The organism is Alistipes sp. i18-0019-D1, from assembly GCF_042852885.1.
Taxonomy (GTDB): Bacteria; Bacteroidota; Bacteroidia; order Bacteroidales; family Rikenellaceae; genus Alistipes.
Map to the genome: position 1 here is coordinate 3759156 of NZ_AP031424.1, position 24052 is coordinate 3783207.

General features: G+C 53.4%; 19 protein-coding genes and 1 pseudogene. 1 reads left to right on the top strand and 19 read right to left on the bottom strand.

From position 1 onward, the window contains the following. The first annotated feature begins 218 nt into the window (after window positions 1–218). On the top strand, window positions 219–1481 hold the full coding sequence (locus tag ACGHP5_RS15700; RefSeq protein WP_117507008.1) for a site-specific integrase: 1263 nt from the start codon (window positions 219–221) through the stop codon (window positions 1479–1481). A gap of 42 nt (window positions 1482–1523) precedes the next feature. Here ACGHP5_RS15700 and ACGHP5_RS15705 read toward each other — a convergent pair whose 3' ends face one another. The 19 genes and pseudogenes from ACGHP5_RS15705 to ACGHP5_RS15795 all read right to left on the bottom strand — a co-directional run bounded on the left by ACGHP5_RS15705 (window position 1524) and on the right by ACGHP5_RS15795 (window position 24035). Further along, window positions 1524–1826, bottom strand: coding sequence for a helix-turn-helix domain-containing protein (locus ACGHP5_RS15705; protein WP_117507007.1), 303 nt, complete (start codon window positions 1824–1826; stop codon window positions 1524–1526). A 1-nt stretch (window position 1827) separates the two neighbouring features. Next, window positions 1828–1977: pseudogene (locus tag ACGHP5_RS15710) on the bottom strand (helix-turn-helix domain-containing protein); the annotation flags it as partial. 158 nt (window positions 1978–2135) lie between these two features. After that, complete coding sequence (locus tag ACGHP5_RS15715) at window positions 2136–2495, bottom strand: hypothetical protein (protein ID WP_117507006.1); 360 nt, start codon at window positions 2493–2495, stop codon at window positions 2136–2138. Between the two features lie 122 nt (window positions 2496–2617). After that, complete coding sequence (locus tag ACGHP5_RS15720; RefSeq protein WP_259295430.1) at window positions 2618–3868, bottom strand: DUF6047 family protein; 1251 nt, start codon at window positions 3866–3868, stop codon at window positions 2618–2620. A 48-nt stretch (window positions 3869–3916) separates the two neighbouring features. Beyond that, on the bottom strand, window positions 3917–5857 hold the full coding sequence (locus ACGHP5_RS15725; RefSeq protein WP_390567645.1) for a DUF4906 domain-containing protein: 1941 nt from the start codon (window positions 5855–5857) through the stop codon (window positions 3917–3919). Between the two features lie 11 nt (window positions 5858–5868). Beyond that, window positions 5869–6066 (bottom strand): hypothetical protein, encoded by a 198-nt coding sequence (locus ACGHP5_RS15730; RefSeq protein ID WP_015547821.1) that lies wholly within the window; start codon window positions 6064–6066, stop codon window positions 5869–5871. Window positions 6067–6077: 11 nt separating this feature from the next. Continuing rightward, window positions 6078–6968 carry a radical SAM protein gene (locus tag ACGHP5_RS15735; RefSeq protein WP_117507003.1) on the bottom strand — a complete coding sequence of 297 codons (891 nt, stop codon included), beginning with the start codon at window positions 6966–6968 and terminating at the stop codon, window positions 6078–6080. 2 nt (window positions 6969–6970) lie between these two features. Next, window positions 6971–8629: a hypothetical protein gene (locus ACGHP5_RS15740; protein WP_390567648.1), complete on the bottom strand. Its 1659-nt coding sequence runs from the start codon at window positions 8627–8629 to the stop codon at window positions 6971–6973. Window positions 8630–8631: 2 nt separating this feature from the next. Further along, complete coding sequence (locus ACGHP5_RS15745) at window positions 8632–9186, bottom strand: DUF3575 domain-containing protein (protein ID WP_217729125.1); 555 nt, start codon at window positions 9184–9186, stop codon at window positions 8632–8634. Window positions 9187–9205: 19 nt separating this feature from the next. Next, entirely contained in the window at window positions 9206–11815 is a 2610-nt protein-coding gene (locus tag ACGHP5_RS15750) for a DUF4906 domain-containing protein (protein WP_390567650.1), read from the bottom strand. 74 nt (window positions 11816–11889) lie between these two features. Beyond that, window positions 11890–12720, bottom strand: coding sequence for a DUF4906 domain-containing protein (locus tag ACGHP5_RS15755; protein WP_276743537.1), 831 nt, complete (start codon window positions 12718–12720; stop codon window positions 11890–11892). A gap of 9 nt (window positions 12721–12729) precedes the next feature. Further along, the gene (locus tag ACGHP5_RS15760; RefSeq protein ID WP_015547824.1) at window positions 12730–12912 is read right to left on the bottom strand and encodes a hypothetical protein; all 183 of its coding nucleotides are present in this window, start codon (window positions 12910–12912) and stop codon (window positions 12730–12732) included. Window positions 12913–13136: 224 nt separating this feature from the next. Beyond that, a complete protein-coding gene (locus ACGHP5_RS15765; RefSeq protein ID WP_015547825.1) occupies window positions 13137–13736 on the bottom strand; it encodes an RteC domain-containing protein in 600 nt (199 codons plus the stop codon). A 353-nt stretch (window positions 13737–14089) separates the two neighbouring features. Then, window positions 14090–15106 carry a glycosyl hydrolase family 18 protein gene (locus ACGHP5_RS15770; protein WP_117506997.1) on the bottom strand — a complete coding sequence of 339 codons (1017 nt, stop codon included), beginning with the start codon at window positions 15104–15106 and terminating at the stop codon, window positions 14090–14092. A 67-nt stretch (window positions 15107–15173) separates the two neighbouring features. Next, entirely contained in the window at window positions 15174–16790 is a 1617-nt protein-coding gene (locus ACGHP5_RS15775; RefSeq protein WP_390567653.1) for a BT_3987 domain-containing protein, read from the bottom strand. Window positions 16791–16793: 3 nt separating this feature from the next. Continuing rightward, a complete protein-coding gene (locus ACGHP5_RS15780) occupies window positions 16794–18146 on the bottom strand; it encodes a DUF1735 and LamG domain-containing protein (RefSeq protein WP_141417902.1) in 1353 nt (450 codons plus the stop codon). 6 nt (window positions 18147–18152) lie between these two features. Beyond that, entirely contained in the window at window positions 18153–19079 is a 927-nt protein-coding gene (locus tag ACGHP5_RS15785) for a glycoside hydrolase family 18 (protein WP_141417903.1), read from the bottom strand. Window positions 19080–19086: 7 nt separating this feature from the next. Continuing rightward, window positions 19087–20679 (bottom strand): SusD/RagB family nutrient-binding outer membrane lipoprotein, encoded by a 1593-nt coding sequence (locus ACGHP5_RS15790; RefSeq protein WP_390567656.1) that lies wholly within the window; start codon window positions 20677–20679, stop codon window positions 19087–19089. 14 nt (window positions 20680–20693) lie between these two features. Continuing rightward, window positions 20694–24035 carry a SusC/RagA family TonB-linked outer membrane protein gene (locus ACGHP5_RS15795; protein WP_390567658.1) on the bottom strand — a complete coding sequence of 1114 codons (3342 nt, stop codon included), beginning with the start codon at window positions 24033–24035 and terminating at the stop codon, window positions 20694–20696. Window positions 24036–24052 lie beyond the last annotated feature (17 nt).

Below are 24052 nucleotides of genomic sequence, written 5' to 3' on the forward strand. Positions count from 1 at the left end.
AGATAATCAAGATATATAAAATCTGTCTTTTGCACGAATTTCAGGCAGAAGAGCCTGAAAAAGTAGAATTCGACGGGAGTTTCGTTACCAAATCGTAACCCCGTCGAATTGCTTTACAATAGCATATATGCGACTGAATTACAATTTCTTGCGCAAATATACGTAATTCTTGAGAACTCAACAACCGATACCTTTGTCACATTAAAAATTGTTGAGTTATGAAAAGTACGTTCAAAGTTCTGTTTTATCTGAAAAAGGATAAAATCTCGAAAGACGGGAAAGTTCCGGTCATGGGCCGCATCACGGTCAATGGCACGCAAGCCGGTTTCAGTTGCAAGTTGAATATCGACCCGGCGCTATGGGATGAGAAAACCAATTATCTGAAATCGCAACGAAATACGCTTTCGCGCGAAATTCACCAGATGCTTGAAAACATCAAGGCTCAAATCACCAAACATTATCAGTCGATCTGCGACCGTGATGCGTATGTCACGGCCAATAAGGTCAAGAATGCTTACCATGGTTTCGGCGACCGATATAAAACGCTTATCGCAGCTTTCGACTACCATGCCGATTCTATAAAAGCGAGAATCGGACGTGACAGAGCGCAACGTACTTACGATAGGCTGATGGAAGAACGCCGTTGCCTGGTGCGGTATCTGGTTCTGAAAAAACTGGAAGATGTGACTTTGAAGGAGTTGGATGTTACGTTCATCGAAAGATATTACGCATGGATGCTCTCAGACGGACATTGCGGCAAGACAACGGCTTTCAAACGCACCCAGACGTTGAAATGTGTTTTATATGTAGCCGTTGAGCAAGGCTGTATAGACCGTCATCCCTTTCTGGCGTTCAAATGTGCTCCGGATTATAAGCCCCGCATGTTCCTGTCCGACGAAGAAATACAACGGCTTATGAATATAGAATTGCGTTATCATCGGCAGCGGGCCGTGCGGGATATGTTTATTTTCTGTTGTTTCACCGGACTGGCTTATATAGATCTGAAGAATCTGACTTACGATCATATCGTAACAACTCCGACGGGAGAACAATATATCTATAATCGCCGTCAGAAGACCGGTACGCCTTATCACATCATGTTGCTGCCCATTGCGCAAGAGCTTATCGAACGATATAGAGGATATCCGGGTAAAATCGACGAAACGCGGGTCTTTCCCGTGAAAGATCGGAAAAGTATGTGTACAACGATAAAACGTATTGCCCAAAAATGCGGCATTACCAAAAACCTATCGACGCACATCGGTCGGCATACGTTCGGAACGACGGTCACGCTGGAGAAAGGCGTACCCATCGAGACCGTTTCGGAGATGCTCGGACATAAGCAGATTACGACGACTCAGATCTACGCCAAATTAACCGCCAACAAGATGAAGGAAGACGTACGTCTTCTTACGCAGCGCATCGGCAATCTGTATGAACTCACACAGCCTACGACCCGGCTGCTTTCCAAAGAGGCTTAACCCTAAACGAACGGCGACCAGATCAGTCTGGTCGCCGTTCGTTTACTTATTCCAGGGCCGGAAGTCGCGGTAGTTTTTCTTCAGCACCTCGAAGATACCGGATTCGGGATAGAGGATTTTCCCGCCGAGCGTCGTATAGGGAATCGCTTTCGTATCCCGCAAGGTCTGCAACGTCCGTTTGCACACATGGAAGCGTCTGCAAATCTCATCTCCGGTCAGATAATGCTCCTGACCGATCGTCGGTCGCAGATGTTTTATGGCCGTTTCGATCTCGCGCGTGGTTTGCACCATCCAATCCGTCAGTTCCTTGAACTCTTCGGATCGCTTCGTAATAATGTCCGACATACTATCTGCGGATCAGAGCTTCGCGGATGACGCGTTCGATGTCGGTCTCCCGGTAATAGAATTTGGAACCTATCGTGGAATACGGGATGATTCCCCGATCGCGATAATTCTGCAAAGCCCGCTGCGAGATATGCAGTGCCTCGCATACTTCCGGCGTGCTGAGTCATTTCTCCCGTGTGGGCGGAGCTACCTTACGATACAATTCCGTTACGGCAACCGACAGGCCGCACAGACGCCTTCTCAGTTCCAAATAGGCGTCGTTTTCCATCATGGTTACTTCCATAAGTCGAATGTTTTATGAATTAGTATTTAGTATAATTTAAGCACCGGCATCGGATACCGTCGTGTTTCATTCCGTCGTTTCAAATCCGGTGCACACAGCCGGATTTGCCGTCGTGCCGAAAAGTAATCCTCCGTCAGCATCAGCTTTTCGGCTTCCGGTGTAAAGAGCATTACGCCTTTCATCGCCGCATAATACACCTCGTCATTCGCCACGACATGACGGGGCTGTAACTTCAGACGAGTCAATTCCGGCAATAATTTCCGCATGTATAGTTCATCGGGCCGCTTCGCTTCTTCCGTCGTCGCATGGAAGGATGCTTCCGGAGGCAGATCGTATTGCAGATAGAACAGGTTTTCGAGCGCCCGTCCGGGTATCGTCTTTTTCAACTCTTCGGAGATGTGATGCCTGAAACCCTCTTCGCCGTTCGTTCCGACAGCGAAACGTACGGCATGCAGCGTTCAGTCGAGCGTCAGGTAAATACTTCGTATCCGGTCTTCCCGCATATCCGTTATATTTTTATTGCGGCACGTTTGCCGCTGACAGGACGGGAATGCCGCAGCCTGCGTTCCGTTTCCCGCCTTTTGGTTACGGTGCCCGTTCCGGGCAGGGAAACATGCTGTTTTGCATCCGGCGATGACTCTTTGTATTCCGTCAGGAATCTCCCGTTCTGAATGTTGTATTCCGTGCGAAGAATACCCGCTGCGATTTCACGGGCCTGCTGCTGCAAGGCACCGTACCCGAAGTCGTGCGTCGATTGCCGGTTTCCCATACGCGCCCGGTCGCAATCCCGGAGTTTCGACGCCACCTCGGAGAAGAACTCCCGATGTCTGAAACGATGCAACCCGTCGTCGGCCACAGATGCGGCGTACCCGTTTTCCGCGATATACAACAGCGTTGCGAGATCGTGATTGCCTGACGATACCTGTGTCCGGTTCCCGGCAACGAACCTCTCGAAGTCCTCGTAGCACGGCGATATGGAATATGCTGCCGAACATACGCCTTCCGAAAGTACCGATGTCGGAATCCACTTCTCCTCGGTAAAACTGTATCGGGATCTCTCCAGTCCCGGATACTCGCTTTTCAGGTCGCTTTTCACGAATTTGTCGATACACTTGTCCGCCATCGCGGCAATTCGGGGCGGCAAATGTTTCAATTCATAGATTTTCAGCGTATCTGCATCAGTCCGCATTCCGAAGAAACGATCCGTCATGTATTGCATATAGCAGTACATGGCCCGCCGGCCCTTGGGCGTATCGCTGAAGAGATAAGTTCCCAGCGAAGAGGTTACAGCCCGATAGAGCGGTGCATCGTCGGGCGCCGTACGGGCACAATGCATCGTAAATCTCCGGTATTCGGGATCGCGCATCAGCTGTTCCCGCCGCCCTGCCGGAGAGAGGGGCGAAAGACCTTTCGAGAGTGCGAAAGCCGCATCCCGGAGCGAAACGGCCGGTTCGGGGTGTATATCCTGCCGGATAAAAGCCGGAGCCAGCTTCCCGTAAAAATACTCGTTCGTCGTACTTCGGCGCGACGGAATCGCTTTGCTGTCGGGAAAGGTCAGATGCAGCAGCGTGTGGTCGGGAACGACCGATGAACGGGAGCAGGCGGCAACCTGTTCGCGTATATAATCTTCGAAAGACTGACGTCCGTTTTCTCGGACGGCGATACGCACGGCCTGCATCTGCGGGTTCATCGTAACGAAAACACTCGCCGGAATCTTGCGCCTCATGAGGCGGTCTAAAAAATCTGCGATTCGGGACATGAACGGTAAATTTCAGAGGATTTTACAAGACAGAATCGGAAATAATGTCTATTCCCTGACACAACGCACCAGCCCTTTACCTTTTCCGCCTTCGAAATTCGTCCACCCGCTGTTGATCTCGAATTTGAAATAGACGGTCGGATACGGCGTAGCGGATGTCGGTTCGGATACCGCCCCGGTCAACATGACAGCAACGCCGTCACGATCCAGCCAAAAATCGTCGTTCCCGACCGGTACGGGATAAAACGTCCCCTTCGTATCTCCCCTGAAGCGCTGGAACCAATAGCCGTTGTCGAACGCTCCGACCACATAAGGTTCTCCGGGAAAAACGTAATTCTCGAAAGCCGTCCATGTATAACGGCTCGGCAGCCGGTACCCTTCGGGGCAGGGGTCATGCACGCTTTTCGCACTCGCCCAACCGTAAGTGTCCACAGGCGCGGGATCGCCCCAAAGGGCATTGTCGTAATAGGTATAAAGTTTGGCGTACCACCCCGTATAGACATACGTCGTCGGGTGCCGGGTCATATAGGTCAGATCGTATGTTTTGGCTTCGGATCCGTTCGAGGTGTAGATTGTCGGCCAATGGTTTATGAACCGATCCTTACGTCCTGCGGCGTTGTAGACCTCGTTCGACGTAAAGGGATCTTTGCGCCCCCATGTGTAGACCAGGCCGTAGCGGGTTTTCAAATCCGTACCGATGGCCCCCAGATTCCGATCCATGACAAGGAACTGTTCGCCCGCCCGGTTCGTATACCGGTCGTCCTGCGGCCGGTCGCCGGGCAGGCACCATATATGCCAGCTCCAGAGAATCGTCCCGCCGGCATCGTACACCGCGACGAGCGCATTGCCCCGCTGACCGTTCGTGTGCACCGTAAGACGGTTGTCCGCAAGCGTGAATCCTGTAATGATCTTATTGTCCTGCCACAGCAGCCCGGCGGATGCCGGAGCGTATTCATTGCCCGCCTCGATTCCCAGATAGGCGTAATTGCGGCTGCGGGACGTGCGATACGGGGTAACATCGAACGTAACCTGATCGCCGGTGCAGATATGGCAGTTCGCCGTTCCGTAATACAGGCCGTCGTAGACGAGAACCCGGTTGTCGATCTCATCTTCGCCCCTGATAACAAGCTCCAGATTATGCCACGTGTTTCGGCGGACATTGAAATCCGACGTGTTATTTTCACCCGGATAAACGATGTATTCGACAAGGGCTTTGTCCGCGCTCCGTTCCGCGAGAATCCGCAGGTAGGTGGCACAGGACGGAGCATTTTCAGGGCACTTGTCCTTCTGGTCGGTGATCGTGTCTACCGAGCCCTGCAAGTTCTCGAAAAGATACGCTGTACCCGCGGTTCTCCGTTCATTGCCGACAGGCATCGCCTCGCCGTCATAGTAGTTCGCCTCGACCGTCGAGGAAATACTGCCCGAATCGAAGGGACGTATCGTCCGCGGCAGATTGCAGAACTGCACAGAGCGAAGACGGAGCGACGGTGCGACGGCGTCGGCGACCTCGATGGTATAGGCGATCTTCGCCGCACTGCGCGTTACGCGAAGCGATGAGGGGGTACACCGGCCAGCGCCATCGACGGCCAATGTTCCCCGATCCGTCATCGGGATAGCGTCCGAAGACTCCATCACGTCCACTGCCGTTTCGTAAAACTGGATCTTGAACGCATTTTTATCCCCCAGATCCTGCCCGGCGTTCGCAATCGCATAGCTCTGATAATTGCCGGGAAGGACGTTGAACACCAGCGGCGAGGAAACGGAGGGGAAATAAAAATGATATTCTGTATCTCCGTATAGATACAAATTCACATCCCGAATGCAATTTTCATCCATTGCGCGGGTGGCGGCCTGCTGCTCGGTCGTCAGATGCAGTTCGACCCTGACGGGCGATTGTTTTTCGGGCGCCCGAGCCGGTATCTCTACCGCTTCGGTGCAGGCTGCGAGCATCGAAAGCATGCCCGGGAGCCAAATCAACAGTTTTTTCATCGTGACAGCGGTTAAAATTCGGGGGTTGCGATTTCCTTATCCCAGCCGGGAATGTCGATCGTATCGGCTTCGATCACCGGGCAGCGGATAATTTCCACCTCTTCATGTTCATAGACATGGCAGCCTGCAAATAGCGATGCGATAAGCGCGACCGCCGTTGCTGCAAGAAAGCCGTACGCGACGGCATATTTGATTTTCAGTCTGTTCATAAGTTCGATTGTTAAGTTCGTTTTTTTCGGTATTCCTCATAATCCACGGAGTAGAACAGCGGCTTGCGGTTGCACCAGTAGGCCAGCCGCCATTGCTCCCGCGAGGGTTTCCCCTCGTGTTCGAAATCCCGGTACGGCTGCGCGAAAGGCTGACACCCCAACGCTTTCAGCTCCCGGATACGTCCGAGCGCATCTTCGGAGTCATCCCTTATCAGCACATAGAAGAAGAGCTTCCGGGCCGGAACGCCGTGCTTACGGAGGAGTTCTATGGCTTTATGAACGTCATCCTGCATGGCACGGCTATCGTAGGCCATGCGCAGAAAACGTATCCATTTGACCCGTGCGAGCAGCGCAGCGATCTCCGGTGTGCGGGCGATACGCCGGGCATCGAGTCCTTGGTTGAAATCTACCCGGATGCCCATGCGGACGATCTTCTCGATCTGCATAAGTCCCCACTCCGAAGCCAAGACATTGTTGTCGAGTAGCACGGCACGCTTACGCCCGTCGAGAAATTCTTCGATGTCAGCGTGTGCCCGGACTTCACCTTCCTTATGGGGCACGACGCACCACGAACAGCGGTTCACGCATCCGCGCGTCAGAAACCCATAGGCTTCCTTGACCCCATAAAGCGAGTAATCCGGGCATATATGTTCGATCTCTTCGGGAAGAATCGTCGCATAGTCCCTGTAACCCGTCCCGGCACGCACGACCTCGCAGTCGTAGCGATCCGTACAATCGCGCGAAAAGGTAAAGACCTTCGACATATAGACCTTGTCATAACGCCTCGCCGCGGGATCGGTGAACTCCACCGTATCGCCCCGGCGCTTGTGCCATGCCGAGAGTTTCATCAGCGCTATGTTCGGGAAGTTATGCCCGTCCACATCCACCAGTCCGATCCGCATGACTATTGTTTTAAGAGTTCAGCAATCTCCGGATCGAGATTGCCCCGATACTCCATACGCCCGTCCAAGCGGCATGCTTCGAGGAAATGCTCCCGGCCCTCGGCCTTGCGTCCCAGCCGCGAGCAGGCGATGGCCCGCAGATACTCCGTCACGGCATCCTTGGGCATCGTTGCCAACAGCTCCATCGCCCGCTCGTTATGATCCAGCGACAGATGCGCCACGACCGTATTGCGGTCGTTGTAGTCGTTGAGAATGTACAAGGCTTTGGCGTATTTGCGTTTCTGCAACAGCTCCACGCCGCGGGCATAGGCCGTATCCAGCTCCGTGGTATGGATCGTATCCTTGACCATTCCTTTGCGGCGCAGGCTGTAGCGAAAATTCACGGCCCGCAGCTGCGGGTAGATCACCGAACGGATATAGGCATACTCTTTCGGAAACCGCTGCCGGATGGCCTGCTCCCGCCGGTCGGGATTCTTTTCTGCGACGATCAGCTCCAGAATAGCGTCACGGCTTACGATCTCCCGGTCTGTTCGGATGCGGTTTGTCAACTCCTGCCAGTCCTCGGCCACCCACCGCACGGTCAGCATCGTGTCGATGCTTCTGCCGTATCGGCGGACAAGATAGCGTTTGAGCGCCGCGGCCCTTCCTTGCGAGAGCCGGTCGTTGAAGGCATAGGCTCCCTCCGGAGACGATGCCGCCGTCAGCGTGATGGTATCGACCCAAAATTCCTGCTGTTCGACGATCTGCCGCATCAGGCCGGTGATCTTGTCCAGCTGCCGCCGATTATCGCCCAGCGTATCGACCACACGGGTATCGCCCACGAAGAACTGAATGTAGTTGCGATCTTCGACGGTCACGAACTTGTCGACGACCTTGATGCGATACCTCGGTATGGTATCTACGAAGGAGAGCATCGAGGATACGATGTAGCTCAACGTATCGGATGGCGGCAGACGATAGGCGCTGTCGTCCACGGCCAAGACCTGTCCCTGAAGCGTTACAAGCATCTTCTTCGAGGTCTCGTCGGTTTTCACTGCTTGGGAATAGTAATACGTAACGGTGCTCCGTCCTTCGACCAGTGAGTCGAGCCGTGCGTCCTCCGGATAGGGAAACTTCACGAAGCGGTTGAAGGCCGCCTCGCGCCCCACAGTGTCGGGGCGGAAGCGTTCGACATAGGTTTCATACTGCCAGTAGTCGCGCTCTTGCAGCAGCGAGAAGCGGCCGCCGCGGATCACCAGATCTTCGAGCGCCACGGATTCGTCGGGCTTGTGCAGAATGGGTGTAATGACGACGCTGCGGCTCTTGCCCAACAACTGCTTGGGCAGCGTCACGATGAAATCCAGCACGACGCGCCCGTTGCGTTCGGGAATAGACCGCATCTTCGCCACGACAGTCACCTGCTCGATCTGAAGCGCCATCACGCGTTCTCCGTCGGCAAGCGTATCCACGGGTGCAAGAAAGAATGTGTTGCTGTCACGCTGGAGTTTTACGACCTGCGGGCGGTAGTCCTGCTGCCGCTCCTGCCGTTCGGCGCGGGTAAGCTGCGAGAGCGAGGCAGTCATCTGCTGCCGCTGAAGCCGTCCGGCTACCGAGCAGCCGAACAGGCTTCCGAGCGCTGCCGACAGCAGACCTATCTGCAATATCTTATTGCATATCTTCATGGCTAAAAGATATAAGAGAATGAGACTTCCAGTTTTGTCGGCGCCAGCGTCCAGCGTCGGTAACGGTAGATGTATTCATCCTCCCAGTCAGAGACGGTCGGGTCGCGGCGTGTGTCCTTCGTGCGGTAAAGCCCGACTCCTGCCTCTACAGCGATATTCCAGCGTTTCGAGAGCATCCACGCATACCCGTAGCTGACACCGAGGCCATAGGCATTGCCCTTATAGCGTTTTGTGCGGCTTCCGAGGTCGTAGTCGGCATAAGTGAGGTGCTGCCCGAGAAAGTGCCCGACGAAGGATTCGTAGAACCAATAGCGGCCGCCGAGCTGCACGGCATGGAAGTTCATCGAGAGGGATGCGGTTTGCACCGGATTCCAATAGCCGGACAGCTCCAGCGACCAGTTGTCCGTCAGGGCCGTTTCGGCCCCGACGTTCAGCGTCGCGCTGCATGCCGCGAGGGCATTGGCCCTTACGGCGAAGATCTGTGCCGCAGCCCTGCGGGGCAGACCCCACAAGGCCGCCGACAGCAGCAGGAACAGTATGATTCGTTGTTTGTTCATTGTTGAAAGTTAATTCGGTTTATTCCCGGATGCAGCGCACCGGATTGGCGGCATAGCGGTAAAAATCCGTTGTGTTGACGAACGGCGGGTAGTTGCTCGTATCGAATAGGATCGAGGTGCAGGCTACGTCATGGAACACGCCGGTCAGGTCGTCCCAGTGAAGATAATACGGAGCGTTCGTGTAGAGCCTTCCGAGCGACCCGTTGCGGTCGTAACGTCCTTCGTAGAATGTTCCGCCCAAAGGTATTTTCGCCGTCTGCGTGCTGTTACAGCGGATTGTAACGTAATAAGGTGCCGATACGCCTATCCGCTCTATTCCCGCAAAATCCTCAGCACCGGGCACTTTCCATCCCGGAGGGCAGGGATCGTAAATGGATTTATGGCTGGTGCGGCTGATATTGTTCTTCCCGGTCGTGACGTTGCCCCAGAGGTTCGGGTGATGGACGTAGAGCCAGTCGGCGACCGACGTCCACTCTTCCCAATCCTCGTAAAATACACCGTCCATATAGGTCGTTGGATGCGCTGTGGCCCATTCGAGGGTCATCACGTCGTAAGGCGATTCAGTTCCGGAGGTTCGGGGATTGCTTTCAGCATACTCGAATCCCGGAGCATAGACGGTCGGAGCCTGCGTGTAGGCGTCCGTGGCCAGCGCCGGATACGAAAACGGATCTTTGCGGCCCCACTGGTAATAGAGTCCTTTGGCAGCGGCCTGCGTGCAGTCCGTAGCCAGGGCCCCGAGGTTGCGATCCATAAAGACGGCTCCCGAAGCGTAGGTCTGGGCCGTGGCCTCGATCTCGTAATCCACCGACCAAATGTGCCACGACCATATGCATACCCCGCGGCTGTCGAGAAGACCGATCACGGCATTACCGCAGGTCATGCCGGTTCGGAATACGATACGTCCGTCGCCGGTCAGCTCCGCACTTTCGACGATCGCTCCGCGGGTCGTGCCCGTTTCCCAAAGCACCCGTGCTTCCGCACCCCGCAGGGGCTCCGGGCGGATATTCGTCGTTGCACGGCCGTTGCCCATCGTCGTAGCGTCGAACGAATAGGAGGTATTCAACTCCGGCGCGATATAGCAGTTGGCCGTGCCCCCGTCGTCGAGCGGCCGGGTATTGACCGTGAATTTCGGGAAGATCGCGGCTTCGGGCGAGGTCGGAATGTAGGCATACGAAGCCGAGGTCGAAAGCCGTGTCTTGTAGTCGGCTGCCGAATACCATCCCTCGAAGCGGTATCCGGCTTCGGGTACGGCTGTCAGCGTGCATCCCTTTTCATGGCACAGGACGACCCGGTCGTGCGTCAGGGAAGAAGTTTCAGCGTCATACAACGCTCCGGCGACGGTTACCGTACCGTTCCCGTTTTCAGCCGTCGCGGGGTGAATATATACGTCGAGGCGGTTGGCGAAGCGGTGTCCGATGTCGAACGACTGTGCAAATCCCGCATCATCCTCGACCGTGACGGTATAGACCACCTGCGAATTGACTGTCGTATAGATTCCCGGAGCGTAGTTCACGCCGAAGACATTGGGGCCGGGTTGCTCCGGAAGCGTAAGGTCGCGGCCTTCGCCTACGGGAGAACCGTTCAGACAGAACGCTCCGGCGTTGCCCTGCGCGACACCGATACGTCCCCGAAGCGTCAGGGGTGCGGGGTTTCCGTCGATCTCCACAGCGAGCATCTGAAACGGATTGTAGGTGCAATATCCGCCGACCGAGTTTTCTTCGTAGGTATCATGCACATTGACGGCATAGCTGCTAATGCGGGTATCGACCTCGCTGTCGCCCAGGATCAAGATGTTGAACCGGTAGTGTACGTTCGCCCGGACGTTGAAATCCGAAGTGTTGTTTCCTCCGAGATAAATATAATAAGCCAATACTTTCGACCCGCGCACGGCGCGGATCAGCAGATACGAGGCATTCGCGGGGGCATTCTCCGGGTTCTTCTGACGCTGGTCGGTAATGGCCGCCACCGTTCCCTGCATATTGGGTAGCAGATAGCAGTCGCCCGCGGCCTGCTGTCCGGAAAGTTCCACCTCCGGACAATCCGTATAGTCGTCGGGATCATCCGACGGTGCGGCCGCCATATCGAACACAGATACAGAACGCGGTACGGAAAGAAGCTGCACGGAACGCAGTTCGATGTCGGCAACGGCCGGAGCAACGGTAATGTTATAGGAGATTTTCGACACGCAGCGTTGTACTTCGACGGCAGGCAGCGTCAGCATCCCGTCTGCCGAGGGAATTATCGTTATATCGCCCTCATAGGCCATAGGCAATACATCGTACTTGTCGGCGTGTGTAACGGTGAAATCTTCCCATGTCGGGTTTTCGCCCATATCGCGGCCCAGATTGGCGGCAATGCACATCCGGTAATCGCCCGGCAGGCATTCGAAACGCAGCGTTGCGGAGGTCTGGTAACGGTGCAGGACAACATTGCCGTTATCGTCGTAAAGGTAGAGGTTCAGGTCGCGGATGGCCGTTTCATCCGCAGAGCGGGTTACGGAGGACATCCTTTCGGGCCGTACCGTCAGGCTGACGAAGACACCGCGGGGATTTGTACATTCTGTCCTGTCCTCGGCGATGCAGCCCCACAGCAACAGGATGGCAGCGAGTATCAACAGATATTTTTTCATAGTCGGAAAAATCTGAAAAAGGGATTGAAAACAGCTCCCGCCCGCGAGGGACGGGAGCTGCCAAAACAAGAGGGCTATGCCCCCAGTTCGACGTTCTGCGTCACGGGCGTCTCCCAATCGGCGACGGTGACCGATACGGCGCAATCCTGACCTACAAGACCCGTGATATTGGCCGCGACACGGTAGTAGCCGTTTCGGAGAATCTCGCCCGCGGCCTTGCCCGTCAACTCGACCGAGTAGGTCACCTCCGAGCGGTCGTCCGTAGTCGAGGTGTTGCCATCCGAATCGTATGTGGCGTTAATTTCCAGCAGAACGCGGCTGCCCGCGGGCAAAGCTCCATTCTCGAAACAGTAGAACAGCGCATTGTATTTTCCCGAAGCCATGGCGGGCGTCTGCGTGTGGCTGAAGGTCATGGGCCCGGGTGTCGGCGTTCCGACCACGACGAGCGACTGCGAGGCGGCTTTGGAGAGTTTTACCGAGTTGATGGTAAGCGTTCCGGCATATTTGTCGGCGAACGACGGGTCGATGGTCGTCTGAAGAGCTACTTTAGCGACAGTGCGCTTGAGCGTGATGCCGACATTGGTCGTGGAGTTCATGGCCCCGACGGTCTGCGATTTCATGCCCGACATCACGAAGCCGCCCGAACGTTTGGCTGCGGTGGACACCTCGACGAAGGTGCCGTTATAGTCGGCGGCCGACTTCTCCACAAGGGCCGTAAGGGCTGCGCGGGTCTTGGCCGACGAGGCGTCGTAGTTCGCTATGGCGTAGAATGAGCAGGGGGTGCTGGCAAGAGATTTAGGTAGGGAGAATGTCGCCGATTTCGCGGCCAGCTCGCTGGATGTTAAATCCCGGCGAATAACGAAGTTGTCGGCATTATCGAAGACGAAAATCGACAGTGACGACAACGAAGACTCTCATGCCTCGGCCGAGGCTGTCGAATCGAAGAAGGAGCGGGTGTCGGCGGCATCATCGGTAAGCGTAAGTGCGATACGTGCCCCATCGGTGAAAGAATTGGGGGAAGGTACGACTTCGGTCTCCTTGTTGCAGGAAACGAATGCGGCAGCGAAGACTGCAACGGCTAAAAGGATGTTTTTCATGTTATTTGGATTTTGAATGCAGCGATGCACTATGCGTCGCTTTCTGCTGCAAATGTATAATACAAAATCACTGAAAAGTACACTTTTCCGGATGCCTCTCGGGAAAAATCAAAAAGTTTTTTGTAAAGTATGAAAATATAATCAACTGAAAAATAACCTGTTGAAATTTTGCAAACGGAGAAAAACTTTCTGATTTTCTCGTCCTTGACAGGTCTCCGCTCTCTCTATCGCAGGTGTCTTTCGACGACTTGCTCATAGGCTTTTTTCAATTTATCCAGAAAAGGTGTGACCGCCGTGCTGCGGTCAAGCATCCTGGTTTTCTTGACATAGACATCGTTGATCGTGATATGGAATGTAGAAGACAAGGCACGGACGATCTCGATGAAACGCGCCTTGCGGTTGCCGTACATGATAATCCCGTTTTTATGAAGGGCAACGGCAAGCTCCAGCAGCTCTTGCTGCGTCCCTGTCCACAGCAACTCGCCGTCCTGATAGGATAAAGGGAACGAATAGTCTTGGTTCGAGCTATATTTCGTACTATTGCTGACGATATTGATTTCGCAATCCAGAATATACATGATTTTATAGATGAACGTCGTCCTTAAAACATTGTTCGAATATCGATTAAACGATGGATGGGACAATACGTCGAATTCAACCCGGCTGTAATACAGTATTCTCAAAATATCATCCCGGTTATCGAAATTAGCAACCATCTCGGTCATCGTCTCGATAAACTCTTCGTATGCATGGGCTAATTCCGACGGATTCGATTCATTTTGAGTTAGCAACGCGTATATACGGGTATGAATAAGCGTTTTCATAAGACAGGATTCCGTATCTATAGGGTCACATTGCAATATTCTTAATCATATGCGATTAAAATATTTTTTAGATACAGACATAATAGAGATTGTCACTTACCTATGTCATCAATGCATATGACCGTTACTAATGACGAAATAATAGACCGAAAAATGATAAAAGCAGTATGAATAACTTTGAATTTACTCTTTAGTAATCGAGTGTTTAAATCGCGCTATCGTTACATCCTTTGCAAAATCCATTTATTTTCCATTTAACTTAAAGAAAAACCCGTACACCGCCTTTCGGTCGATGCACGGGCCAGATGACGTCGCCTAACGTCTATCCTATACGGATTTACATCGAGTGAGTGCTACTGAATATCTGCATAAGTAATCGTGTATCCCGCAGGGTTGAATGTCCAATCCTGAGAATACTCCGTACCGGTATAAGTTACAGTTGCGCCAAATGCACCTTCTGCGATCTTCTGGAATACAGGCAGCGGATTGACATTCGATGCCTTACGGACGTTAAACATCATAATACCGCCGTAGTTGCCGCTGGCAGCCTGCGAGGAGCGGGTCTTGATCTGATTCAGGTAAATTGCATTGTACGATTGTCCCATCTGGATAGCCTGCGGGCACCAGCGATCGTTCGTTACGCCGGCGAATGCGCTGGAAGTCTGGAAAACATTCGGGCCAAACAATCCGTGGTCGGCCAAATCGATCTCCGCACCTGCCGCTGCGGAAATGTTAGACGCATAATTCCATTCGAACATCTGGATGATTTTGCGTTCGCCGGGGAATTCAGCATTGAATTTCTCACGCAGTTTGAGAACGAGTTTGCTGGCCGAAGTGGGATCAATGGGAGTCGAATAGTCGGCATATTCATCGTCGAATCCGATTCCGTCCAGGCCGTATTCCTTCACGATGTAGGTGAGAATAGCGGCGAACTTCTCGATCTGGTCATCCGTCAGGTTCGAGATGCCGATCCCTTTGTGGTCGCCCAGAACGTTCAGAATCACCTTGATTCCGGCATTCTGCAACGGCTCGATATAGGTCGCCTTCGCAGCCATCACCGGAGCCAGCTTGTCGTTGAAGAAAATGCAGGGATCACCATTCGCGTCTTTCTGGATATTCGAAGCGAAAAGCTGTACGAGATCGATGAATTTCTTGCCGCTCATCTCGTACGACAACGCGTTGAGCGGATTGGTGTCGTTGATCTCGTAATACACCTCGATCAGCGGTGTTTTGTCGCCGTAGGCCCGCGTTACCTGAGCCGTTTCTTCCGGTTGTGCCTGCATGTCGGGATTTTCCACGTCTTTGTTGCAGGATGTAAACATTGCACCCGCGGAAAGGAGCAGAGTCGTAATAAATAAAGTCTTTTTCATAGTTAATAATTTTAAAATGGTGATTGTAATTTGTGATTGCACGATGCAAATCCGTATTTTATCGTTTTTACCAGTCTTTCGCCAACTCTCCGTAGTGTAAACCTCCCTGATCGTTATTTACGAGGACATTATACATATACGTTCCATCCATAGCTTCATCGCCGAATATGGCCCATAACATACCCGGAACCATGCCCCAAGACATTTCATACTCATTTTGTTGATTGGAGATAAGGTCGGCCCATACGATCGTATTGTTCGGCGCATAGCCCATCATATCCCAGATGGCCACATTCATAAAACCTTGTGCCGTCATCAGGAAATCGCTTGCCGCCGGATACCACGGCACAGCGAAGTATCCGAAATTTTCGGGTGAAAGTCCGGCGATCGGCCGGCGCGGATGGTTCGTCGTCGGGAGCATCATGCCCAAATCGGCCGCATCGCCCGGTGTGAGGTCGATTACTTCCCACGGATCGAGCAACTGGATATCCTCGCTCTCCGACATATATCCCGACCATGCATAATCGAGGTACTGTCCGACCTCGATGCCGCCCGTCGCCTCGGTGTCCCCGAAATATTCGGTCGGCTCTTCGTAATCGGCCAGCGTCAGCAGTTTGTCGGGCATGGCTTCGCGCATGGCCTTTATCAGCTTGGGATAGGAAGTCGTGTTCATCTCCGGCATTCCTTCCACCTGACCGTAACCGGCATTGCGGTCGAAGAAATTCACGCCATCCAGATCATACAACTCCAGACAGGCTTTCACCTGCGCCGTGAAGTCGGCGATCTGGCTGTCGGTCAGGTTGCAGAATCCGAGTCCCGAGCCATTTCCCTCCAGCGAAAGACAGACCTTGCGCCCCTTGTCCTGCAACGGACGGATATACTTGTCCGCATGTTCCAGCACATAGCGTATGTCAGAGTTAAGCACCAACAAGGCACGCTCCGTATCGGCCTCGTAACCTATCTGCACGATGCGCAGATTGACGATATTGCCGTAAGTCCGCTCCCAGAGCGTATTGAACGGCGGCATGGCTTCGGTTTTCTGCAATATCCAAATGTCGGCCAACAGCGGCTGGTATTCGGTCGTGTTCAGATAGAATACGTTCAGGTAATCCGTATCCAGTTCGTAGTCGCCTATATCAATCCCACGGACTTTCACGCCGTAATAGACCGCCTTGCCTCCGTCCGTAAGAGCCGCATCATTCGATGAGATCGCAATCGGCAGCAGGTATGTTCCGGCAGCCAGTCCGTCCGACTTGAACGATACCTGAATTTTGTCGGAGATACGCTCTCCCGCCGCTACGGCAATCGTACCGTTACCGGCAATGGTAACATTCCCTGCCGGGAACGGGAGTAAATCCGTACCGTACTCCTCGTTACAGGCTTCGACCAGCGATTCGTCCACGGCAGCCGTGATAGTCATCGCTCTCTCTGCCGGGCGGGTCAGCCGGCAGTAAATTCGATCTTCTGTTACTGTTGTTCCCTCCGACAGATTGACAACGGCAAATTCAGTCGGGGATTTGATGCTGCGGATTTTGACATAGGTATTCTCCAACAAATCTTTGTCGGGAAGTTCTCCGCGCTGCGATTTCACGGGATCGGTCTCGCAGGCCGTAAGGCCCGCGATGACCGCCGCGAAAAGAAGCGTCACTATTCCCTTCTTTACATTATTTATCCTTGTTTTCATAGTTTACTCCTCCGTTTCGTTAATTTTCGGAATCTCCACACCGTCGGGCCATACCAGATCGTACTCGGCTTCTCCGTCGTTATGGTAGCGCGAATAGTCCTTGATCGTATTGCCGGCTCCCTCGTTGAACTTCCAATAACCGACGAGCGTCGGGTCGCTTTCGGGATCGGCGATTTCGTACATGTTCTCCCGGATCTGCTCTTGCGTGCGGGCTACCGACCAGACACGGGCCTCGGCGATTTTGCCGTTCAGCGGGCGGTAGGCGTCGTAGGAATAGCTGATGAAGAACTGGCGGGCATCGGCCCAACCGCCGTATTTTTCTTCGTTCTCCGGCGTCGGATTATTGAGGTAACGATCGTAGAAAGCACGCATGGCCAGATTGATGCGCGTGTCGTCGCTCATCGACGCAAGCCCCATATCCTTGCCCTCGCTCTGCAACTCGCCATTGACGAAAATCCGTACCGTGCGCGTCGCCTGGTCATAAGTGCATGCGATATGGTACCATACGCCTTCGTTCAGGATTTTGCCGGCATCACGACCCGGGAACTTGCCGAAGGCCGAACCGCTGCCCGAACCGTCGAACTGCAGCTGCTGGCGCTCGAAATTCGTGTCGCCGATACGCAGAAGTAGGTAGTCCTCGACACCCATGATGGTGGAGATGCTGACGGGGTTGGCGACACCGGCCGAGTTCAGAGCCGAGGTGGCGAACTTGTCGATATAGATCAACGCCTCGTAGGTCACGGCCGTCAAGTTGTTGAGGGCCATCGCCTGCTCCGTATCCTTGTCGAGTGTCGGGAAATTGATCCAGTTGTCGGTAAGCTGCGCTGCCGTAGTGATGTTCGACGATCGTTTGATAACATACCAGACGGTCGAAGAACTGTCCAGCGTCGGAACGGACGCATTCGTGATCGTCACGGGCAGCAGATAGGTAGCATCGAGGGTCAGCGCACCTGTCTGGTCTTCGCCCTCGCCCAGCAACTCCTGCAGATGGAGCGTCACGGCATCCGAAGCGGTCTTGCCGGCCGGGATGGTTACCCGCTCGTCGGAAAGCGAATAGTATTTCGCATCGAGCATCGGCCACGAGGTGTTGTGACGGGCGTTGTAGGTATCGACGAGCGATGGATCGACTGCAATGGAGACCGTGACGTCGCCACCGGACGGATAAGCCAGCGTTGCGGAGAATGTCCGATCGAGTTCATCGAGCGTGTTTTTGATCGTTGCCGTCTGCACGTCAGTCGTTTCCGCCACGTCGAGGTAGACCACATTACCGAACTTGTGGTCGTCGGCATCATAGGACTGACAGGAGCAGAAAGCGGCCGAAGCGATCAGCCATAAGTATTTATTAATTCTTCTCATTGCTCACTATTTTGAGGGGTTCAACGTCTGGATGGCATTGCGAACAAGTTTATAGTTCATGTCCAGATCATAATAGTCATTATAAATGTCGTAGGTTCCCAGTCCGGCCAGCGGCCCGAGCGATACAACCCGCTCGGCCATTTCCGTGATAGCGGCATGTTCCTCGACATTCTCGTCATAGAGAGGAGCGCCTGCGGCAGCGGCCAGCAGCAACTTCGTAGCCGGAACGCCGGCATACCCCGTAGCGTTGAGTACCTGCATCTTCAGGTCGGTCACATTCTCCGTAGCCTCGGTGTCGAGCACGACATAATCGACCTTCGACAAAGCGTCCTCCGTCAAGAAAAGCGGATTACCTTCGAAAACGAGCAGTTGTCCTTCGGTCTTTGCCGCGGAAAGTCGTTCGACGATAAGTGTAGCCGCCGTTGCGGTCGCTGCGTCGCCCGCATTGGGGATACCCGTAAACGAGTAACCGTCCAGTCCATTCTTCTTGACCGCGGCGATAACTTTATCGAGGTAAGCGCCGAGTTTTGTTTCATCGGCCAGTTCCCCGCTGCGGCCTGCATAATCGACCTGATAGAGCACTTTCGTACCTTTCTCACGCATAGCCGGCATATCTTCCGCATCGTACTTCGAGAAGTTGTCGGCATTGGTCAGCGACACGATATCGAGCGAGTCGGGCAGGCAACGCATGAAATCCTTTTCACTGGTACCCGGTTGGGGAGAGTTGAACAGACGGGCGTAGACGATAAAATGTTCCGACTGCTTGTAGTCGCGCAACGCCGCCGTATATTCCGCCCACAATTCTGGATTTTGATCCTCCGGGCGTTCGACTTTTTGTTTGACGGCTTCCGTTTCGTTCCAATCTTCACACGATGCGAACGTCGCGGCCAGCAGGCATAAGGAGAGAAGCCCGATCAATTTATTTCGTTTCATATCCATACTAATTTAAGTTTTTGCGATCCCACCATACTCGGGTTCCCTGCGTATCGCCCGCTCCGTTTACTGACTCACCGTTCAGTGCGGAAACGGCGGCTTGCAGGTTCGTCGGGTTCTCGGTGTACTCTTCGACCGGATAAGGCAGACGGCGTGCGCCCAGCGCCACGTTCACGGCGCCACCGCTGTTATCCACCACAGCTGGCAGCAGACGGGGATAACCCGTACGGCGGTGTTCTGTCCACGCCTCGGTTCCCAGCGGGAAAATGGCAATCCATTTCTGGGTAATGATCCGTTCGAGGTTGGTTTCGAAATCCGCCGCGGCGTTCCATGCCACGGTGATCGTGCTCTGCGGAGAAGCCATGGAGTGCTTGTTCAACGGATCTTTGTAGGCTGCCGGAGTACTTGTCGCATCGGAAAGATAGCCCTTCACGTTATCGGCACCACGCTCCTCGAACGAGAGCGTGACAGCCTGCTCATAGAGTGTTCCGGCAGTTTCGGCCGAGCCCCAGCGCAGTTCGTATTCGGCACGTAGGAACGTCGCTTCAGCGGCGTTCATCCACAGATAGGGATCCGTACCCGTAACGCGCATGTTCGAGTAGGACGACACGGTCTGCGCCTTACTCGTCACGTTGATACCAATGCGAATACCCGCATATCCCTGTATTTCTTGTCCGTTCTCCACAAGGGTTACAGTCGTAAACATCTTCTCGCGGCGCGGATCGTTGTAGCCGTTCATGTAATTGATGATGTCGGCCCCAATACGATGGTCGCCCCAGTCGTTGTAAATGAGCGTCGTTCGGTTGTCCGAGGTGTGCATCATGGCATTGTCTGCGTTGGTCGTGATGACCCCGGCGGCAATGGCTTCGGCAGCTTTCGACTTCGCCAGATCGGGCTTAACCTCCGTTAGACGCATGGCCATACGTAACTTGAGCGAATTGGCGAATTTGAGCCACTGCGAGATATTACCCGAATAAACACCGTCGTAACGGCCGAAGGCATCCGAGGGTAGTGAAAGGTTGTCCTGAAGCGAAGCGATCACGTCGTCTAATTCTGTAAACATCGCCGTGTAGACCTCTTCCTGTGTATCGTAGGCTACCTCCAGCGATTCGGTCTTACTGGCCATGACCTGCGTATAGGGAATCGGGCCGTAGCTATCCGTGACGCGCTGCATGATGGCAATGCGGAACAATTTGGCCAATGCCTGCGCCACTACGTCCTCCGTACCGTTGATAATCGCACGATAGGCCGGATAGGTATCGGAGATCATATCCACGAACGGAACTTTCCGCCAGTCAGCCGAGGGATTGTAGTTTTCGAATGTCGCCTGCCAGGTATCGACGGTCTTACCGTTGTAGCCAGCGTAAGGGCATCCGACGATGCTCTCGACGAATTGAAACCGGTGCTCTTCCGTCGGAACGACCAGGCCCTGAAGGGTCTTGAGGTTCGTACCGATCTTATAGTTGTTAGCCTGCAACTGTTCGTCGGTCACTTCATTCGGATTACGATTGATGTCCGCGAAATCGCCCGTACAGGCAGTCGTACCGAGCAGCACCACCGAAAGCAGCAGTAGCTGCATTTTGTTGTTTGTCTTTTTCATGGTTTTGCTGTTCTTTAGAATTGGAATTTTACATTGAAGCCCAGATTACGCATCGAAGGCATCATAAAGTAGTCGATACCCTGATAGTTCATGCCTGTCGAAGCTACGGCTTCGGGGTCGAACGGGGCCTTGCAGTAGATCATCCACAGGTTACGGCCTACGAACGAAACGGTCATACGCATCTTGTCGCGGAACCATTTCGAAGGGAGCGTGTAACCCAGCGAGAGCTCCTGTAAGCGGACATTCGTGGCGGAATAAGTGTAATACTGCGGTAATCCCGACTGCGAACCGATTACTTGATACCATTTCTGTGCGTCGATCATGTCACGGCCGTTAATCATCACGCCACCGGCATCGCGGGCTGCGGCCGAGGCCTCCGACACGCCGTACAAATCCATATTGGCTTGCGTAGCCGAATAACAGATACCGCCGATGCGGGCCGTGAACAGTACGCCGAGATTGATACCCTTATAGTTGAAATCATTACGCCATGCGAGATTGTATTTAGGAAATACCGAACCGAGATAAATGTCATCCATATAGTCGTCCTTGACGGCTACGTTGCCGTTCTTGTCCACTTCGATATACCCGTCGTCGTTATAGACCAAATCGGAATTGGTATAGAGGTCACCCAGTGTTCCGCCCGGTTTAAGGATATATTTGGCCTTACCCAGCCCCTTGATCTCCAGTCGTTCTTTGGTGATGAGTTCGCCGGTCTCGGGATGCACATAGTTGTGAACCAGTTCCACGATCTCGTTCTTGTTCCACGAGAAGGTAAAGTTCGTAGACCAACCGAAATCGCGCCATTGGTTCTGATAGCCGAGCGACGCTTCGACACCCGTATTGCGAACGTGGCCCGTCTGGAGATAGATCGTCGAATAACCCGATGATACAGAAATCTGCGGGTCGAACGTCTGGTTGTAGGTATCGGCCCAATACCACGAAGCCGACAAACTGAAGTGCTTCCACAGACGCGCGTCGAGGCCCAACTCATAAGTGCGGGTGCGTTCGGGATAAAGATCGCCGATCGGATAGTGTGTCTTGGCTGTCCAAACTTTATTCGTTGCGTCGTACTCGTAGGTCGGAACGGTCAGGTGACGCGGAAAAGGCATACCTACCGAAGCGATCGAACCGCGAATCTTCAGATATGTCAGCGCATTGCCCATATCCCAAAGTGAGGTCGGCACCCACGAAAGACCCACCGACGGGTAAAAGAACGACGATTGCGGGGAGTTGGCCAATTGCGAAGCCCAGTCGTTACGGCCCGTGAGGGTCAGGTAGAGCATCTGTTTCCAACCCACTTCCACCGAGGCGAATATCGACTGCGTCTGTTCCTGCCAGCCGTATTTTTCGGCGCGCTTCTTCGAATCGTCGAGGTCGAAAACATTGAACACGTTCGGCAATCCATTTTCCTGAATCGGGCCGCGGTACGACAATTGGTCGATTTTGACGTTGTTGATCGAAGCGCCGACGTTGGCTTGCAGCGACCAATCGTCTCCGAAGGTCTTGTTGATGTTCACCATAATGTCAGCATAAGTCTGCGTATCGTATTCGCGCTGTTCGGTATAGTGACCGTTCTTACCGCCGTCGGTAATCGTCGTATTCGACGAAGCATAAAGTTTCTGCGTATAGAGCGAGTTCGCATTGTCGATGCGCACACGGCCAGCAACGTTCAACCACGGAAGAATGTCATAGGAGGCCGAGAACGACAGCATGTAACGCTTCTTATCGGTATTGCGTAGGTTGCGGTGGGCAATCCAATAAGGATTTTGCATACGCAGGTCACCGCCCTCAAGGTCGTCCGACCAAAACTGTTCCATAAGTTTAGAGGCGGGATTGTAACGCTCGAAAATACGATAGGAGTCGAAGTTCGTCCCGCGGGGAAAAAGATAAGCAGGAACCAGCGGGTTGGAGTAGACACCCTGATTGGTCATGTTCTGATCCTGCTGGTAAATATAGCTGGCCGAAGCATCCAGACGCAGCTTGTCTTTCAGGAAATAGGACGTATTACGAAATGTGAAATTGTAACGGTCGTATTCATTATTGGGAATGATACCGTCCGAATTGACCGAGGCTGCCGAAAAGTAAGTCTGGTTCTTGTCCGTACCGCCCGATACCGTCACGGCGTTGGTGTAGACGTGTCCTGTCTCGAAAAAATCATCCGGCGTATATCCCAGACGCGCCGCAGGTGCCAATTTCTCGCCCCAGCTGTAAATGGCCGACCCGGACTGAAGACCGTTTAGTCCCGTGCCATAGCGGTTCTGGAACTCCGGCTGAACGAACGGGTTCAGAAACTCCGTATTGCTCGAAAGCGTCACTTTCAAAGCTCCAGCCTGTCCCTTTTTCGTGGTGATCATCACAGCACCGTTGGCAGCATTCGAGCCGTAAAGAGCCGCGGCTGCTGCACCTGTCAGCACCGAGATGGATTCGATATCCTCGGGATTGATGTCCGCGATGGCTTCGGTAGCACCCTTCGAATCGAATTCCGTACCGCCACCACCGCCGAAGTTATACATCGGAATACCGTCGATCACATAGAGGGCATTCGACGACTGCGAAATGGATTTATTACCGCGCAGCACGACTTTCGATGCACCGCCGACACCTGACGACGAAGCATTGATCGTAACGCCAGCGACTTTACCTGTCAGCGAGTTCATGAAGTTGGCGTCCTTGACAGTCGTGATGTCTTCAGCTTCAACTTGTTGTACATTATAACTCAGCGCCTTCTCTTCACGTTTGATACCTAAGGCAGTAACGACTACCGATTCGATTTCCGAAGCCGATTCCGCCAGTGTAATCTCAAAAGAGGTGCGGTTGCCGACAGCTAAAGTTTGAGGTTCGTAGCCCAAGTAGCTTATTTCGAGCTGTGCAGTGGCAGGTGAAGCGATCGTTAGCGTAAAACGACCGTCGGCATCGGTTGAAACACCATTCGTCGTACCTTTGACCAGCACCGTGGCGCCGATAATCGGTGCGCCGCCGACATCGCTGACCTTACCTCCGATCAGAACTGAACTGGATGTGGATTTCGGTCGGTTGAAAATAATAATGCTTGTTTTTTCGATGCGATAACCGATATTGAAAGGGGTAAAAATCTGATCTAACACCTCGACAATAGCTTTATCCGAAACATTCAGACTTACTTTGTGGTTATTGAGATCCTTGACATCCTGATTGATGAAAAGATATCTGGTCTGGTTCTTGATCTCATCCATGACCTGTCCGAGCGATGCGTCTTGAACTTTGAGCGTCACGCGGGCAGTCTGTGCCTTGGCTGATAATACGCCGAGGCTCAGGCAAACAAGTAAAGTAAATCGAAACAGTCTTCTGATTTTGTGGAATACTGTTTTTTCCATACTTTTGTAATTTTAGA

Bases quoted from the DNA above. Each gene is read 5' to 3' on its own strand.
- ACGHP5_RS15700 (WP_117507008.1), top strand. From the start codon at position 219: ATGAAAAGTACGTTCAAAGTTCTGTTTTATCTGAAAAAGGATAAAATC.
- ACGHP5_RS15705 (WP_117507007.1), bottom strand. From the start codon at position 1,826: ATGTCGGACATTATTACGAAGCGATCCGAAGAGTTCAAGGAACTGACG.
- ACGHP5_RS15720 (WP_259295430.1), bottom strand. From the start codon at position 3,868: ATGTCCCGAATCGCAGATTTTTTAGACCGCCTCATGAGGCGCAAGATT.
- ACGHP5_RS15725 (WP_390567645.1), bottom strand. From the start codon at position 5,857: ATGAAAAAACTGTTGATTTGGCTCCCGGGCATGCTTTCGATGCTCGCA.
- ACGHP5_RS15730 (WP_015547821.1), bottom strand. From the start codon at position 6,066: ATGAACAGACTGAAAATCAAATATGCCGTCGCGTACGGCTTTCTTGCA.
- ACGHP5_RS15735 (WP_117507003.1), bottom strand. From the start codon at position 6,968: ATGCGGATCGGACTGGTGGATGTGGACGGGCATAACTTCCCGAACATA.
- ACGHP5_RS15740 (WP_390567648.1), bottom strand. From the start codon at position 8,629: ATGAAGATATGCAATAAGATATTGCAGATAGGTCTGCTGTCGGCAGCG.
- ACGHP5_RS15745 (WP_217729125.1), bottom strand. From the start codon at position 9,186: ATGAACAAACAACGAATCATACTGTTCCTGCTGCTGTCGGCGGCCTTG.
- ACGHP5_RS15750 (WP_390567650.1), bottom strand. From the start codon at position 11,815: ATGAAAAAATATCTGTTGATACTCGCTGCCATCCTGTTGCTGTGGGGC.
- ACGHP5_RS15760 (WP_015547824.1), bottom strand. From the start codon at position 12,912: ATGAAAAACATCCTTTTAGCCGTTGCAGTCTTCGCTGCCGCATTCGTT.
- ACGHP5_RS15765 (WP_015547825.1), bottom strand. From the start codon at position 13,736: ATGAAAACGCTTATTCATACCCGTATATACGCGTTGCTAACTCAAAAT.
- ACGHP5_RS15770 (WP_117506997.1), bottom strand. From the start codon at position 15,106: ATGAAAAAGACTTTATTTATTACGACTCTGCTCCTTTCCGCGGGTGCA.
- ACGHP5_RS15775 (WP_390567653.1), bottom strand. From the start codon at position 16,790: ATGAAAACAAGGATAAATAATGTAAAGAAGGGAATAGTGACGCTTCTT.
- ACGHP5_RS15780 (WP_141417902.1), bottom strand. From the start codon at position 18,146: ATGAGAAGAATTAATAAATACTTATGGCTGATCGCTTCGGCCGCTTTC.
- ACGHP5_RS15785 (WP_141417903.1), bottom strand. From the start codon at position 19,079: ATGAAACGAAATAAATTGATCGGGCTTCTCTCCTTATGCCTGCTGGCC.
- ACGHP5_RS15790 (WP_390567656.1), bottom strand. From the start codon at position 20,679: ATGAAAAAGACAAACAACAAAATGCAGCTACTGCTGCTTTCGGTGGTG.
- ACGHP5_RS15795 (WP_390567658.1), bottom strand. From the start codon at position 24,035: ATGGAAAAAACAGTATTCCACAAAATCAGAAGACTGTTTCGATTTACT.